Here is a 14,876-nt window from a genome sequence, read left to right as displayed (position 1 = left end):
TTGCCTTCCTGGCCCTCACAGGCTTTAGTGCCCGGCCATGAGCAAGGAAGTCGAGCGCAAATTCCTGGTCTCCAGTCCCGCCTGGCGCGGTGAGGTCGAGGCGGAAATCCGCATTCGTCAATTCTATGTCGCCGCGCAGCCCGGCCGCACGGTGCGGGTGCGCATCAGCGACGGGCGCTCCGCCAAGCTGACGCTGAAGTTCGGCGACAGGGCGCGCGAGCGCGACGAATTCGAATATTCGATCCCGCTTGCCGAGGCCGAGGAATTGATGGCGTTCGCCGTCGGACGTGTCATCGAGAAGACACGCCACCATGTTAGACACCGCGGCTATCTCTATGAAGTCGATGTTTTCGGCGGCAAGCTCGCGGGGCTGGTGATCGCGGAGCTGGAGACGCCGGAGGACGTATCTGACGAAATGCTGCCCGACTGGCTCGGTCGCGAGGTCACCGGCGAGTCGAGGTTTTACAACGCGTCGCTGGCCCTCGGGGGGATTCCGGAGATCGCCGCATGAGCTTCCGCATCGATCCGCGCTTGCCTCTGACCGGCGAGGTCAGGCGCATATTGGCCGACGAGATCGGCAAGGCAGTCGCTCATCTCGAGATGGCGCGCGAGAAACCGGAGCAGGGACTGCACAAATGTCGCAAACGGCTGAAAAGCGTGCGCGCCTTGCTACGCCTGGTTCGTTCCGGGGACGAACCGTTCTGCCAGACCGAGAATGAATGTTATAAGCAGGTGTCGGCGCTGCTGGCCGGCCCGCGCGAGGCGACCGCCTTGATCGAGACCGTCGACCGCTTGGCCGATGCCTTTCCGGAACAATCGGCAGGCGGCGGTCTCGACCCCGTGCGCGAGCGGCTGGTGCTGCGCCAGCACGAGCTCCACGCCGGTCCGAGCCTCGACGCGGCCATCAATGCGGCGATCGCCGCATGCCGGGGAGGCTTGGAACGCATCGACAGGCTGGCCTTGCCCGATCAGCCCGAGCAGGCGGCCGACATATTGGCCGACGGCGCCCGCGCCACCTTGCGGCGAGCGAAGAAGGCGCTGGACAAGGCGGAATCACGCGGCGCAGCCGACGATTTTCACGACCTGCGCAAGGCGGCAAAGACCCACGCCATGCATCTGTCGCTGCTCGGCCGCCTGTGGCCGACGCCGATCAAGGCGCGCCGCAAGGCGGTCGACAGGCTCGGCGAGCAGCTCGGCGAATTGCACGACGTCTTCGTCATCTGCGCCCTGCTCGACGCCGAAGGCGAGCCGCTCGGCCCCGCCGACGAGACGAAGCTTCTGCGCAAGCTGCTGAAACGTGCCGAAAAGAGCCTGGCCAAGGCCTGCCTTGCGGATGCCGCCGAGCTGTTCGGCGACAGCCCCAAGCGCTCGGCCAGGAGATTGGCCCGCAAGGCGCGCGATGATCTCGCCGGACCGCAGGAAGAAGCAAAGGCGGCTTAGCGCGGCGTGTCTCCTTCTCCCCTTGTGGGAGAAGGTGGATCGGCGCGGAGCGCCGAGACGGATGAGGGGTGGTCCAGCTTGGCCAACACGCTCGTTAGTCGCTGATGTCTCATTCCCTGGAACACCCCTCATCCGTCGCCTTCGGCGACACCTTCTCCCACAAGGGGAGAAGGAGAAGGCGCTACGCCGGCAGCGCTCGTTTCTCCTTCGCCGCCCTGGCGCCCGCATCCCTCGGATGCGGCCCGATCGGCATGATCGCCGGAAACGGCGTCGCGCCGAAGGCGAAGGTCCATTTGTAGCCGGTGAGCTGGTCTTCGGGCGTGGTGTGCTGGTCGTGGTGAGCGAGCAGCCTGGCGCGTTCGGCGAGCTCCTCGGCCTCGCGGCGCAGCATTTCCGCCGTTTGCGGCCGCATGCGCCTGGAAAAGCTGATGAAGGTCGCGGCCTGCTCCATATGGCCGATCGCCCAGCCGATGAAGTTCTTGTTGGTCATCTCGAAATGCGGCTTCAGCGGCCCCTCGAAATCCCACTGGATCGGCGCGTCGACCAGTAGCCTTGCCGACAGGCCGCGCCCCAGCGCCACCAACCCGAGCTCCTCGAGGTCGCGCAGGTAGAGGAACATCGAGGCTTCGCTCAGGCCTTGCGAGCGCATGATGCCTTCGGGCGTGAACTTCTCCGACAGCATGACGAAGACGAAGAGCAGGGCCGGCCGCGCCGCCAGCCGGCGCTCGATCTCCGGCGCGATGCGGTTGGCCGGACCCGGCCCGCGGTTCATCGCGCCGAGCACGTTCTCCAGCTCGACATCCGCCGCGGCGCAGATCTCCATCAGCCGGTCGAGCTTGCAGTTCTTCTCATGGAAGATGCGCTTCACCGTCGGCTCGGAAACGCCCATGCGCTCGGCCAGCGTCCGATAGGTCAGGCCCTTGGCCTTCAACGTCCGTTTCAGCGCCTCGAAGATCGGACCGTTCATGGAATGCACCTCGTTCGCGCGAATTCGTATTGAACTGCGATACTAGTCCCGTTCCGGCTTCCCGGAAAGTATCGAGAAGCATAGCTCTCCGCCATCATCACAGGAGAGCATCCATGAAATATCTCATTGCTTCGGCCGCCTTCGCCGCTGTCTCCGTCATATCTGCCGCGCAGGCCGGCGAGCTCTGGCGCGCCACCGGCTTCGAGCAGCCGGAATCCGCGCTTGTCGATGCCGCCCACAACCGCATCGTCGTCTCCAACATCGTCGGCAATCCCGGCGCGGTGGACGGCAATGGCTACCTGTCGCTCTTGTCGATGGACGGCAAGGTCATCTCTCGCCGCTGGGTGGACGGCATGGACGCGCCCAAGGGCATGGCGATCGCCGACGGCAGGCTCTACGCCGCCGATATCACCAAGGTGCGCGTCGTCGATCTCGCCAGCGGCAGACTGGTCGAGACCATCGATGTGCCTGGCGCCGTTTTTCTCAACGACATGACCGCCGACAGTGCCGGCAAGGTCTATGTCAGCGACATGCTGGCCGACACGATCTACCGCATCGACGGCGACAGGCCGGAACTGTTCGTCAAGGATGCGCTGCTCGCTTCGCCGAACGGCGTGTTCGCCAATGGCGGCAGGTTGATCGTCGCGTCCTGGGGCAAAGGCATCGACAAGACCGATTTCAGCACCGCCGAGCCCGGCGGCCTGCTGTCCGTCGACCTTGCCACAAAGAAGGTCACGCCGCTGCCCGCCGCCCAAAAATTCGCCGATCTCGACGGCGTCATCGCCATTGGCGACACCATGTACGCCACCGCCTACATGACCGGCACGCTCTACAGCTACAAGCCCGGTGGCGTGCCGACAGTGGTTGCGACCTTCAAGCCGGGCAGCGCCGATATCGGTACGGACGGCAAGGCGACCATCTATGTGCCGCTGATGGGCGAGGGCGAGGTCGTGGCGCTGTCACTGGATTGAGCATGTCGCGGCGGAGAAGCATTGCGGACAGCGTTTCGCATCTCGGCACTGCAGCGGAGGCGAATTTTTCACCTCGCCAATCGCGATTGGACCGCAATGTCGGTGGCGGCTGCCATCTGGTTTCGCCGGCCGCTCCGGACTATTCGGCGGCAATCCGTCATGTGAGCGAAGCCGTGAAGACATCCAGCCTGAACGGCGCCGTTTCCCCGACGATCCCGGTGCTCGTCTGCGCGCTGGCGATCTTCCTGCTGTCGGGCATGGATGCGGCGATGAAGTCGCTGGTCATCGCGGTCGGCGTCTACAATACGGTGCTATGGCGCAGCATGGTCGCGACCGTGGTCGCGGGCGCGGCCTGGTCGACGGGGCCACGCTCGAAACCGACCCTCCCGGTGCTCGGTCTGCATGCGTTGCGTGCCGTCATTGTCGGCATCGTCCTAGTCTCGTTCTTCTGGGGTCTCGCCAGGCTGCCGCTCGCCGAGGCCATAGGCCTGAGCTTCGTCGCGCCATTGTTTGCACTTTTCCTCGCCGCATTGCTACTGGGCGAGCGCATAAGGCGGCAGGCGGTGTGGGCGTCGCTCGCCGGCATCGCGGGCGTCTTGATCATACTGGCTGGCCAGTTCGGGCAGGCAGGCCATTCCCAGGATGCGCTTTGGGGCACGGTCGCCGTGCTCGTATCGACGGTCTTCTACGGCTACAATCTGATCCTCGCCCGACGACAGGCACTTCTGGCCAAGCCGGTCGAGATCATGCTGTTCCAGAATATCTTCGTCGGGATCATCCTTGGTTGCGCAGCGCCCTGGCTTGCCGTCGCTCTGCCGAGAGAACTTTGGCTCCCCTTGGCAGGCGTTGCGATGCTGTCGCTTGCCGGCCAGTTCCTGATGAGTTGGTCCTACGCCCGCGCCGAAGCGCAATATCTCATCCCGACAGAATACTCGGCCTTCATCTGGGCGATCGCGCTCGGCTGGTTCTTCTTCGGCGAGAAGGTGGCCTGGACCACGCTGGCGGGCGCATGTCTCATCGTCGCCGGCTGCCTGATCGCCGCACGGGCCAGCCCCAAGCTTGCCGAGCCGATCGAAGCGACCGTTTGAGCAGGGCGCCTACGCCGTCTCCGCTTTTCCGCCCAGCTGCGCCCGCGCGTCACGGATCGAGGCTGCATAGGTCACCAGCGGCCGCTTGACGCCATGGCTTATCAGGGTGCGCCTGACTTGCGACGAGGCGCCCGCGATGATGAAGCGTCCTCCGGCGCGCCTTGCGTTGTTCGCCGTGCTTTCGATGACGTTTGCCGCGGTCGAATCGAGGAAGGGCACAGCCGAGCAATCGAGGATGAAGTTCCTGTGCTGGTCGGCGATACGGTCCAGCACGGTCGCGATCGTTGCCGCAGCGCCGAAGAAGAACGCCCCCGATATGCGATAGATGACGGTATCCGGATCGGTGGCGGCGGCGAGGTCATAGGCAACGCGCCCGCCATTTGCGGCGTCGGCGCGGTCCTCCGTCACCGGCGGGACATGTGCCTCCACCTCGACCGAACGCGCCATCCGCCCGATGAACAGCAGAGCGCCCAGCGCAAAGCCGACCACGATGCCGGTGGTGAGGTCGCGGAAGATGACAAGTCCGAAGGTGACCAGAAGCACCAGGGCGTCGCCCCAGGACGATCGGATCAGCGCCAGGAAGGCGGGCTTCTCCACCATGTTCCAGGCCACCGTGGCCAGCACCCCGGCAAGCGCCGCCAGCGGGATGTAGCTGGCAAGCGGCGCAGCCACCAGCATGAACAGCAGCAGGAAGGCGGAATGGAATATTCCCGACAACGGTCCATGCGCGCCCGCGCGGATGTTGGTCGCCGTGCGCGCGATCAGTCCAGTCACGCAGATCCCGCCGAACAGCGCCGAGCCGATATTGGCGATGCCCTGTGCCACCAGTTCGCAGTTGGAGCGGTGCCGTCGTCCGGTCATACCGTCCGCGACCACGGCGGAAAGCAGCGATTCGATTGCTCCGAGCAGAGCGAAGGAAATTGCGTCGGGCACCACGGAGACGAGCTTCTGCGCATCCAGCGCCGGAAGAGCCGGATCCGGTAACATCCGCGGAATGCCGCCGAATTGCGTTCCGATCGTCTCTACGGGAAGACCGAGAAGCGTCGTCGCCAGCGAGGCCGCAGTCACCGCGATCAGGAGGCCCGGCCACGAAGGGCGCCAGCGCTTCATGGCCACGATGATCCCTATCGTCAGCGCGGCGAGCGCAATGGCCGCCGGATTTGCCGTCCGGGCCGCCTTGCCGAGCGCGATAAGCCGCGGCAGCAGGTCGCCCGGCTCCTTGCCCGGCAGCGTCAGGCCGAACAGGTCGTGCAACTGGCTGGACAGGATGATGACGGCGATGCCGGCTGTGAAGCCGACCGTTACCGGATAGGGAATGAACTTCACATAGGCGCCGAGCCTGAGATAGCCGGCCGCGAGCAGGAAGACGCCGGCCATGAGCATTGCCAGGATCAGCCCGTCGACACCGTGCCGGTCGACCGTCGAGGCCACGACCACGATGAAGGCGCCAGCGGGCCCGCCGATCTGGAAACGGCTGCCGCCAAGCGCGCCGACTATGAAACCGCCGATGATCGCCGTAAACAGTCCGCGCTCGGGCTCCACATGCGAGGCGATCGCGATCGCCATCGACAGCGGCAACGCCACGATGGCGACCGTCAGGCCGGCGATCACATCGGCCCTCAGCTGCTTGAGGTGGTAGCCCTCGCGCAGCACCGTCACCAGCTTTGGTGTAAATAGCTCGGCAAAGGTCGGCCGTGCTTGGTGGTGAATTGCCCGCCCCGCCTGATCCATGAACTGCTCCCGCTCCACAGGGCGGCGGGATCGTCGGCTGGATGTCGGCGGTCGCCGTCGCGATAAACCGTTACGACGCCGCATCGCTGCCCGAAAACCGGTAACGGTTCCCGAGGCGAATGCGGTTGCGGCTCAGCCCTGCGGGTTCTGCGCCACGGTGGCCTTGAGGCGCACGCCCCTGCCGCCGCGTTCGCTGGTCTGGTTCTCGCCGATCAATTCCACCCCGACCTCATCGAGGGCATGGATGACCTTCATCAGCGTGTCGACGACGCCTCGCACGACGCCCTCGCTCGCTTCCATACGCTGTATCGTCGGAAGCGAAACGCCGGCGCGCTCGGCAAGCGTTCGCTGGTCGATACCGGCCAACGCCCTTGCGGCGCGCATCTGCGCAGCAGTGATCATCGGCCAGAACCTTTGTCTGAGTCTGCGATATCAATGGATAATACAAGGATAATGATGTTTCAAGCGTCATTTAATGTAGATGAGACATCGGTTATTCGCTATCCTTAACGACCTTGCGTCGCTGCAGCAGCCGCGCCGCAAGCCAGCACAGCATGGCCCAGGCAAAACCTGCGCACCAGCCGGCAAGCACATCGGACGGCCAATGCACGCCGAGATAGACGCGGCTGGCGCCGACCAGCACGGTGGTGAGCACGGCGAGGCAAAGCACGAAGACCTTGGTCGTCCGGTCCGGCAGGAAGCGGGCCGCCAGCGAGCCAAGCGTCAGATAGGTCACGGCCGACAGCATGGCATGCCCGCTGGGGAATGAGAGCGAGGTCTCGGTGACGAGATGCGAGACGAGATCGGGCCGCGGCCGGTCGACCTCGAGCTTGAGCAGGCTGGAGAGCGCTTGCCCGCCGGCGACGGCCGCGAACATGAACAGGGCTGTCGAGGGTCTGCGGATCAGGAGCAGATAGAGGATGGTCGCCGTCGTGATCAGCACCAGCACAGCGGTGCTGCCCAGCGCGGTGATGTCGCGCACCGCGCCCTCCAGCCAAAGCGGGCCGATCGGGCTGTCCGGCTGGCCGGCGCGGCGGAAGGCGAGCAGGATCTCCGTATCGAAGGTATGCGGCGTCGTGGCGCGCGCCACCTCCATGAGTTCCACCAGGCCCCATAGCCCGCCGGCAATCACCAGCCCGGCCAGCAGCACCGGGAATTCCAACTTGTTGAGGAGCGCGTTGGCGGTCGATTTCATTCGGGCCCTCGGGTCCAGCTACAGCCGCTGGATATAGGGCCCGAGCGTGATCAGCGCGACCGCGGCGATCGCCAGCACCATGCCGATCGCCTGCAAGGCATTGAGCCGTTCGCCGAAGAAGGCGATCGCCACGACATTGACCGCGACAAGCTGGATCACCGCCGACAGGCTGAACGATACCGACATGCCGAACTCGCGCACCAGTCTCAGCATGATCAGATTGCCGGCCGAGTAGAGCGCCAGCGTCAAAAGGAGCTTGGCCAAGCTCGGCGCCATCCCCCATTGCTTGGCCGCCGTCGCCGCCAGCAGGAATATCACGGTCGAAATGCCGAGCTGCGCCAGTCCCCAGAAACTCACCTTGCCGTCCCTTTTTTGAAGCGCCGTCGCCACGCCGGCCAGCCCTTGTTTCCGAAGCGGGCGATGCCGTCAAGCTGACCGCAGCGAAGCGCGGGCGCTCAAGGGACTGAAGCCGGGTGTCGCAAAAGCCGCCGCGAGCCGGCAAACAACTATTGCGGTTCTATCACGGCAGTGTCACGAAAATGTGATCGGCGCGCTTTAGGGGTCGAAAGGTCAAAATCCCCAGCCACTCAGAAGCCAGAGGACAAACTCATGACCGTGACCCCTGAGACCCGTTTCCGGACCAGCCAGCTCGAGGAAAATGACGGCCCGCCGGTCAACCCGACCGACAACAGCACCATGGGCGAGATCATCGCCGCGCGTTTCTCGCGCCGCGGCTTTCTCATGGGTTCGCTGGCCGTGTCGGCCATCGCCGCCACCGTCAGCCCGCTGGCGCTGATTGCGGCCGACGAGGCGCGCGCCGCTGAGGCTTCGGCCTTCAAGTTCGACGAGCTCGAAGCCGGCATCGACGACAAGCACCATGTCGCGCCCGGCTATGACGCCGACGTGCTGTTGCGCTGGGGCGATCCGCTGTTTGCCGATTCCCCCGACTTCGATCCGCTGAAGCAGTCGGCCGAAGCCCAGGCAAGACAGTTCGGCTACAACAACGACTATGTCGGCTATATTCCGATCGACGGCTCGGCCGAGCACGGCCTTCTGGTCGTCAACCACGAATACACCAATCCGCATCTGATGTTCCCCGGCATCGTCTCGGTCGTCGAGAAGGACGGCAAGAAGAAGGCCGAGGTGGCGCCGCTCTCGAAGGAGCAGGTCGATGTCGAGATGGCCGCGCATGGCGGCACCATCGTCGAGATCCGCAAGCAGGACGGGAAGTGGCAGGTGGTGCGCGACGGCAAGCTCAACCGCCGCATCATGTCGACCACCGAGATGGCGCTGTCCGGCCCGGTCGCCGGCCATGACCGCGTCAAGACCAATGCCGATCCGTCCGGCACCAAGGTCTTCGGCACGCTCAACAACTGCGCCGGCGGCGTCACGCCCTGGGGCACCTATGTGATGGCCGAGGAGAACATCCACGGCTATTTCTCGGGCGAATTGCCGGAAGGCCACAGGGAAGCCGCTAATTACAAGCGCCTCGGCATTCCGGAAGGCGCTTATGAGTGGGGCGCGCATTACGATCGCTTCAATCTTGCCAAGGAGCCGAACGAGCCCAATCGCTTCGGCTGGATCGTCGAGGTCGACGTCAACGATCCGAACTCGACCCCGAAGAAGCGCACCGCCATGGGGCGCTTCAAGCATGAGGGCGCCGAATCGATCGTCGCCAAGGACGGCCGCGTCGTCTTCTATCTCGGCGACGACGAGCGCTTCGACTATGTCTACAAATTCGTCACCAAGGGCATTTTCAACCCGAACGACCGCGCCGCCAACTTGGACCTGCTCGATGACGGCACGTTGCATGTGGCCAAATTCGCCGAGGACGGCTCGGTCGAATGGATGCCGATCGTGTTCGGTCAAGGCCCGCTGACGGCGGAGAACGGTTTTGCTTCCCAGGCCGACGTTCTCATCGAGACGCGCCGCGCCGCCGACCTGCTCGGCGCCACCAAGATGGACCGGCCGGAGGACATCCAGCCCAACGCCGGCAACGGCAAGGTCTATGTCATGCTGACCAACAATTCCAAGCGCAAGGCCGAGCAGGTCGACGCCGCCAATCCGCGCGCCGAGAACGCTTTCGGCCACATCATCGAGATCGTCGAGGATGGCGGCGACTTCGCCGCCCCCAAGGGCAAATGGGAAGTGCTGTTGAAATGCGGCGATCCGTCCGTTGCCGATGTCGGCGCCACTTTCTCGACCGCGACCACCGCCCATGGCTGGTTCGGCATGCCGGACAATTGCGCCGTCGATTCCTCCGGGCGCCTGTGGGTCGCCACCGACGGCCAGGGCCCGAAGGCCACCGGCCGCACCGACGGTCTCTGGGCGGTCGATACCGAGGGTGCCGCGCGGGCAACGTCGAAACTGTTCTTCCGCGTGCCGATCGGCGCCGAAATGTGCGGCCCGCTATTCGCGCCGGATGACCAGACAGCTTTCGTCGCCGTTCAGCATCCAGGCGACGGCGGCGAGGACTGGGAAGGATTCGGCCGCCCGTCCTACTACGAGGATCCGTCGACCCGCTGGCCGGACTTCAAGCCGGACATTCCGGTGCGGCCGTCGGTCGTTGCGATCACGAAACAGGGCGGCGGCAAGATCGCGGTGTGACCTCTTGTAGCTGAGACGTCGAGAGGGAGGATTTCGATCAAATCCTCCCTTTCGTCACTCCGCGCGTTGGACCATGGCCATGTTCATCTTGCTTCTCAAGCGGAAGCCGATGGACTCGTAAAGCCTGATCGCCGCAGCGTTGCTCTCATAGGCGTGCAGGTATGGAACCTCGCCGCGTGCCGCGATCCGGCCGGCGACGAACACCGACAGCAGGCGGGCAAGGCCGCCGCCGCGGAAATCCGGATGCGTGCACACGCCGCTGAGTTCCGAGTATCCGGGCTGCTTCATGCGCTCGCCGGCCATTGCCGCCAGCCTGCCGTCGATCCTGATGCCCCAGAAATCGCCGAGGCTCAGTGCCTCCAGCGTGAAGGGGCCGGGCTTGGTGAGCGAGGCGAGCGCCAGCATTTCCGCCGCATCGTCCTTGGTCAGCTGCCGGATACGCCCGTCTGATGCAGTCGGCATCGGCGCTTCGGCGATCATCTGCACCAGCGGCGCTGCCGATATCGCGGAAATTTCCGGCGGCAGGGCGATCTCATCCGCCTGGACCAGGATGGCTGTTTCGCCCGGCGGGAGAAGCCCGGCCAGCGCCCGCAAGCTGTCCGCATCGTTGGCGGCAGTGGCAGCGAAGGGCACGATCGACGGACGATATCGCCTGGCAAGGTCGCCGCCTTCGGCGAAGGTCTGGTGCCGCGTTGCAAGCGCGCTCCAGATGGGGCGGTCGAGAACATGTTTCACGGCGCGGCCACCTTGGCGTTCTCGGCGCGGCGATGGAGCGGCGTTGCGGCCAGACGATCCTCGATTGCCGCAAGTTGGCCGAGCAGCGGCCCGGAAAGATCGGCGCACACATCCGCCACGGCATTCTCGATTCTGGGCCAGATCTCCCGCTTCGCCTGGTCGACCAGCCGCCGGCCGTTGCGGCTCAGCGAAACGATCCTGCGCCGCTGGTCGTCTTGCGAAGGGTTGACCTCGACCAGCCCCAATTCGGCAAGCAGCGCCACACTGCGCGTCACGCCGGGCTGGGCGATGCCCAAGGATTGGGCCAGTTCGCCGACCGGCAACGGGCCCAGCCTGTCGAGCGCGGCGAGCAGCGGGTACTGGCTCGACTGGATGCGCATGTCCAGGCGGTCGAGCACGCGCTGCGTGTCGGCCTGCAACTGCTCACCTATACGCTTCATCCGGCTGCCGAGGCACAGAAAGCCGAGGGATCGGAGAACGTCTTCCATAGCAGCCTCGTCGCATATCGATAATTTGATATATAACAATGTATGGAAAATATCAAGCCGATCTTTCGCATGTCCGTTGCGGCAGCCGATGAGCGACAGCACCGCCTTCGGACGTTTGCCCTTCATTCGCGGTCAATTGCATCCTATATCGCGTTGACGCACGCGGCCCGCAGCGGTCGCCAGCGATTCGCGACCTGAGGGCGGCAGGTCATCCATTCTTGGCACGCGGAGCTCATGGCGCCCCTGCGCATCTATTTCGACAGGCTTCTCGATGCCGTGGCACCCAAGGTCCCGCGACGCGACCTGACGGACGACGAACGCTTGGCGCTGGTGCGCCGTTACGGCGATTTCTCGCTCGCCTATTCGACGGCGGCGCAGCAGAAACTGTCCTATTTCAGCGATGGCGACGGCTACATCGCCTTCGGCACCAAGATGAGCCGTCATTTCGCGCTTGGCGATCCGGTGGCGGACCCGGCCGACCGTCCGGCCTATATCAAGCGCTTCGTCGAGGCCGCAGGCAGCCCCTGGTTCGTCCAGGTCGGCGCCGACACGGCCAAGGTGCTCGCCGGCCTCGGCTACCAGGTCAATCGCCTCGGCATCGACACCAGGCTGCCGCTGCCTGCGCATGATTTTTCCGGCAAGCGCAACGAGACCGTGCGCTATTCCGAGCGCTGGCTGACGAAGAAGGGTTTTACCCTCGCCGAGGACAAGGGCGACGGGCTGCAGGACGAGATCAAGCAGCTTTCCGCCGACTGGCGCAAGGAGCGCATCATCAAGCGCTGGGAAATGGGGTTCCTCAACCGCCGTTTTTCCGAAGAGATCGGCGCCGACATGCGGCGCTTCCTCCTGCACGGACCTGAAGGCCGGCTTCTAGCCATCCTCGATTTCGACCCGTTGTTTCGCGACGGCAAGGTCATCGGCTACACCACCTCCTTCAAGCGCAAACAGGTCGATGCGACGCCACATGCCGAGATCGGCCTGACCAAATTCGCCGTCGACCGCTTTCGCGATGAGGGCGTCTCACAGGTGACGCTCGGCCTCTCGCCGCTGCTCGACATCGAGCCGAGCGGCTTCGCCGAATCGAGCTTCTGGCGCGGCACCTTCCAGCGCGCCTACAACTCGCCCTGGGTCAACCGCTCGCGCTTCAACCTGCAGGGCCAGGCGGCCTTCAAGCGCCGCTTCCATGGTATCGAGGAGCCGACCTATATCGCGTTCCGCAAAGGGACTTTCGTGGAAATGCTGGGCCTGCTGCGGCTTATCAAGGCGGTTTAGAGCAGGCTCTTTCCTCGCCCCGCTTGGTCTACGCTATGCACATATCTTCTGTGAGTGACTGGTGAGGCCGAAACTTGATTGCCACGTGGTTCCCCCAATCCGTCGCTGCTTCGCAGCGCCACCTTTCCCCCCTCCGGAGGGAAAGGAAGGGAGCCTTGCTGGACGAGCGTTGAAAGCTTGGCGCCTTTCCTCTACCCCGTCGATCGGGGGAGAGGTGGCTCGGCGAAGCCGAGACGGAGTGGGGGTCGACCCGCGCTACATTGGACAATGCATGCGCCAAGCTGCGATGCAGCTATCGCCAAAGACCAGTCGCTTGGAAATGTGCGCCACTTCGTGGGGCAAGGAACAAGTTCCGTCAGTTCCTCAACCGGTATCCCGTCTTGAATATCCACGCGACGATCGCGATGCAGATGGCCAGGAACATCACCGTCATGCCGAGGCTGACGCCGACCGAGACGTCGGCCTTGCCGTAAAAACTCCAGCGGAACCCGCTGATCAGGTAGACGACCGGGTTGAACAGCGTGATCGTCTTCCAGATGCCGGGCAGCATGTGGATCGAATAGAAGCTGCCGCCGAGGAAGGTGAGCGGCGTGACGATCAAGAGCGGCACCAGCTGCAGCTGCTCGAAGGTCTTTGCCCAGATGCCGATGATGAAGCCGAACAGGCTGAAGGTCACCGCCGTCAGCACCAGGAAGGCAACCATCCAGAAGGGATGCTCGATCCTGAGCGGCACGAACAGCGCCGCGGTGGCCAGGATGATCAGGCCGAGCATGACGGACTTGGTCGCGGCACCCCCGACATAGGCGATGATGATTTCCAGGTAGGAGACCGGCGCCGACAGGAGCTCATAGATCGAGCCGACGAATTTCGGGAAATAGATGGCGAAGGAGGCGTTGGAGATCGACTGCGTCAACAGCGACAGCATCATCAGCCCCGGCACGATGAAGGCGCCATAGGCGATGCCGTCGATCTCGGTGATGCGTGAGCCGATGGCCGAGCCGAAGACGACGAAATAGAGCGATGTCGAGATGACCGGCGAGATGATGCTCTGCAGCACCGTGCGGAAGGCGCGCGCCATCTCCACCCGGTAGATCGCCCATACCGCACGCAGGTTCATGGCTCTTGCCTCAGAAGATTGACGAAGATCTCTTCGAGCGAGCTGTTCTTGGTGTCGAGGTCGCGGAACTGGACGCCGGCCGCCTCGAGGTCGCGGATCAGCGAAGCGACGCCCGGACGGTCGCTCTGGTTGTCATAGGTGTAGGTGAGCTGATTGCCGTCGTCCGACAGCTCCAATGAATAGTGCGACAGGCCGTCCGGAACGGCGGCAAGCGGCGCGCGCAGCTCCAGATTCATCTGCTTGCGGCCGAGCTTGCGCATCAGCTCGGCCTTGCCCTCGACCAGGATGATCTCGCCCTTGTTGATGACGCCGACGCGGTCGGCCATCGCCTCGGCCTCTTCGATGTAATGCGTGGTGAGGATGATGGTGACGCCGTCCTCGCGCAGGCGCCGCACCATCGCCCACATGTCCTGGCGCAATTCGACATCGACACCGGCCGTCGGCTCGTCGAGGAACAGCACGCGCGGCTCGTGCGACAGCGCCTTGGCGATCATCAGCCGGCGCTTCATGCCGCCGGACAGCGTGATCGCTTTGGAATCCTTCTTGTCCCACAGCGAGAGGTCGCGCAGCACTTTCTCGACGAAGGCTGCGTTGGGCGCCTTGCCGAACAGGCCGCGGCTGTAGTTCACCGTCGCCCAGACCGTCTCGAAGGCGTCGATGGTGAGCTCCTGCGGCACCAGCCCGATCAGGCTGCGCGCAGCGCGGTAGTCGCGACCGATGTCGTGGCCGTCCACCGTAACAGTGCCCGACGAGCGGTTGACGATGCCGCAGACGATCGAGATCAGCGTCGTCTTGCCGGCGCCGTTCGGCCCCAGCAGCGCGAAGATCTCGCCGCGCTCGATGTCGAGATTGATTTCCTTCAGCGCCTTGAAGCCGGTGGCATAGGTTTTCGTGACACCGGAGATCGAGATGATGGATGACATGCTGAAATACGGCCGGCTGGAAAAGGTGATCTCATATAGGTCGGATGCCGCCGGGTGCAACTGTCAATCGCCGCTGCTGCTGACAGTTCTGGACAGGGAACGCCCAATTGGCGGCCCTTGCCAGACCAGGTATACCGGCCGCGGCGACTGGAGCGCCGCCGCCCACGACAGATTCTTTCTCCCCGGTTACGCCACGGCATGCACACAAGCGGCAGGTCTTTGGCGATAGCGTGCATGGCAGCTTGGCGCATGCATTGTCTTATGCAGCGCTGGTCGACCCCCACTCCGTCTCGGCTTCGCCGAGCCACCTCTCCCCCGATCGACGGGGTAGAGGAAAGGCGC

The 14,876-nt window shown here is 64.4% G+C and carries 15 protein-coding genes; 6 read left to right on the top strand and 9 right to left on the bottom strand.

Going from position 1 to position 14,876, the window contains the following annotated elements; all coding sequences use genetic code 11:
* Positions 1-37: 37 nt before the first annotated feature.
* Positions 38-511, top strand: a complete 474-nt coding sequence (locus LB520_RS26370; RefSeq protein ID WP_224606543.1) for a CYTH domain-containing protein — start codon at positions 38-40, stop codon at positions 509-511.
* A complete protein-coding gene (locus LB520_RS26365; RefSeq protein WP_224639896.1) occupies positions 508-1,440 on the top strand; it encodes a CHAD domain-containing protein in 933 nt (310 codons plus the stop codon). The genes LB520_RS26370 and LB520_RS26365 overlap by 4 nt, the downstream gene beginning before the upstream one ends.
* A gap of 181 nt (positions 1,441-1,621) precedes the next feature.
* Here LB520_RS26365 and LB520_RS26360 read toward each other — a convergent pair whose 3' ends face one another.
* The gene (locus tag LB520_RS26360) at positions 1,622-2,407 is read right to left on the bottom strand and encodes a helix-turn-helix domain-containing protein (protein ID WP_224639895.1); all 786 of its coding nucleotides are present in this window, start codon (positions 2,405-2,407) and stop codon (positions 1,622-1,624) included.
* A 113-nt stretch (positions 2,408-2,520) separates the two neighbouring features.
* On the opposite strand from LB520_RS26360, the gene LB520_RS26355 reads away from it, so the two are divergent.
* Together LB520_RS26355 and LB520_RS26350 are read left to right on the top strand one after the other, a co-directional pair.
* Positions 2,521-3,378: an ATP/GTP-binding protein gene (locus LB520_RS26355; protein ID WP_224639894.1), complete on the top strand. Its 858-nt coding sequence runs from the start codon at positions 2,521-2,523 to the stop codon at positions 3,376-3,378.
* A 161-nt stretch (positions 3,379-3,539) separates the two neighbouring features.
* Positions 3,540-4,466 (top strand): DMT family transporter, encoded by a 927-nt coding sequence (locus tag LB520_RS26350; protein WP_224639938.1) that lies wholly within the window; start codon positions 3,540-3,542, stop codon positions 4,464-4,466.
* 9 nt (positions 4,467-4,475) lie between these two features.
* On the opposite strand, the gene LB520_RS26345 is transcribed toward LB520_RS26350, so the two are convergent.
* The 4 genes from LB520_RS26345 to LB520_RS26330 all read right to left on the bottom strand — a co-directional run bounded on the left by LB520_RS26345 (position 4,476) and on the right by LB520_RS26330 (position 7,749).
* Positions 4,476-6,197 (bottom strand): SulP family inorganic anion transporter, encoded by a 1,722-nt coding sequence (locus LB520_RS26345; protein ID WP_224639893.1) that lies wholly within the window; start codon positions 6,195-6,197, stop codon positions 4,476-4,478.
* 132 nt (positions 6,198-6,329) lie between these two features.
* Positions 6,330-6,599, bottom strand: a complete 270-nt coding sequence (locus LB520_RS26340) for a helix-turn-helix domain-containing protein (RefSeq protein ID WP_095770123.1) — start codon at positions 6,597-6,599, stop codon at positions 6,330-6,332.
* A 91-nt stretch (positions 6,600-6,690) separates the two neighbouring features.
* Positions 6,691-7,392 carry a phosphatase PAP2 family protein gene (locus LB520_RS26335; protein WP_224639892.1) on the bottom strand — a complete coding sequence of 234 codons (702 nt, stop codon included), beginning with the start codon at positions 7,390-7,392 and terminating at the stop codon, positions 6,691-6,693.
* Between the two features lie 18 nt (positions 7,393-7,410).
* Positions 7,411-7,749: a hypothetical protein gene (locus LB520_RS26330; RefSeq protein ID WP_224639891.1), complete on the bottom strand. Its 339-nt coding sequence runs from the start codon at positions 7,747-7,749 to the stop codon at positions 7,411-7,413.
* 252 nt (positions 7,750-8,001) lie between these two features.
* On the opposite strand from LB520_RS26330, the gene LB520_RS26325 reads away from it, so the two are divergent.
* Positions 8,002-9,999, top strand: coding sequence for a PhoX family protein (locus LB520_RS26325; RefSeq protein ID WP_224639890.1), 1,998 nt, complete (start codon positions 8,002-8,004; stop codon positions 9,997-9,999).
* Positions 10,000-10,053: 54 nt separating this feature from the next.
* On the opposite strand, the gene LB520_RS26320 is transcribed toward LB520_RS26325, so the two are convergent.
* Both LB520_RS26320 and LB520_RS26315 read right to left on the bottom strand, forming a co-directional pair.
* Complete coding sequence (locus LB520_RS26320; protein WP_224639889.1) at positions 10,054-10,734, bottom strand: GNAT family N-acetyltransferase; 681 nt, start codon at positions 10,732-10,734, stop codon at positions 10,054-10,056.
* Positions 10,731-11,222 (bottom strand): MarR family winged helix-turn-helix transcriptional regulator, encoded by a 492-nt coding sequence (locus LB520_RS26315; RefSeq protein ID WP_224639937.1) that lies wholly within the window; start codon positions 11,220-11,222, stop codon positions 10,731-10,733. The genes LB520_RS26320 and LB520_RS26315 overlap by 4 nt, the downstream gene beginning before the upstream one ends.
* Positions 11,223-11,456: 234 nt before the next feature.
* Between LB520_RS26315 and LB520_RS26310 the strand changes: the two genes are divergently transcribed.
* A complete protein-coding gene (locus LB520_RS26310) occupies positions 11,457-12,494 on the top strand; it encodes a phosphatidylglycerol lysyltransferase domain-containing protein (protein ID WP_224639888.1) in 1,038 nt (345 codons plus the stop codon).
* Between the two features lie 355 nt (positions 12,495-12,849).
* On the opposite strand, the gene LB520_RS26305 is transcribed toward LB520_RS26310, so the two are convergent.
* Together LB520_RS26305 and LB520_RS26300 are read right to left on the bottom strand one after the other, a co-directional pair.
* Positions 12,850-13,611 (bottom strand): ABC transporter permease, encoded by a 762-nt coding sequence (locus LB520_RS26305; protein WP_224611717.1) that lies wholly within the window; start codon positions 13,609-13,611, stop codon positions 12,850-12,852.
* Positions 13,608-14,534 carry an ABC transporter ATP-binding protein gene (locus LB520_RS26300; protein WP_095770129.1) on the bottom strand — a complete coding sequence of 309 codons (927 nt, stop codon included), beginning with the start codon at positions 14,532-14,534 and terminating at the stop codon, positions 13,608-13,610. The genes LB520_RS26305 and LB520_RS26300 overlap by 4 nt, the downstream gene beginning before the upstream one ends.
* Between the last annotated feature and the right edge of the window lie 342 nt (positions 14,535-14,876).

The sequence above is a fragment of the Mesorhizobium sp. CA12 genome, assembly GCF_020165255.1.
In the GTDB taxonomy this organism is placed as follows: Bacteria; Pseudomonadota; Alphaproteobacteria; order Rhizobiales; family Rhizobiaceae; genus Mesorhizobium.
This window is presented reverse-complemented; position numbering and strand designations above follow the sequence as displayed.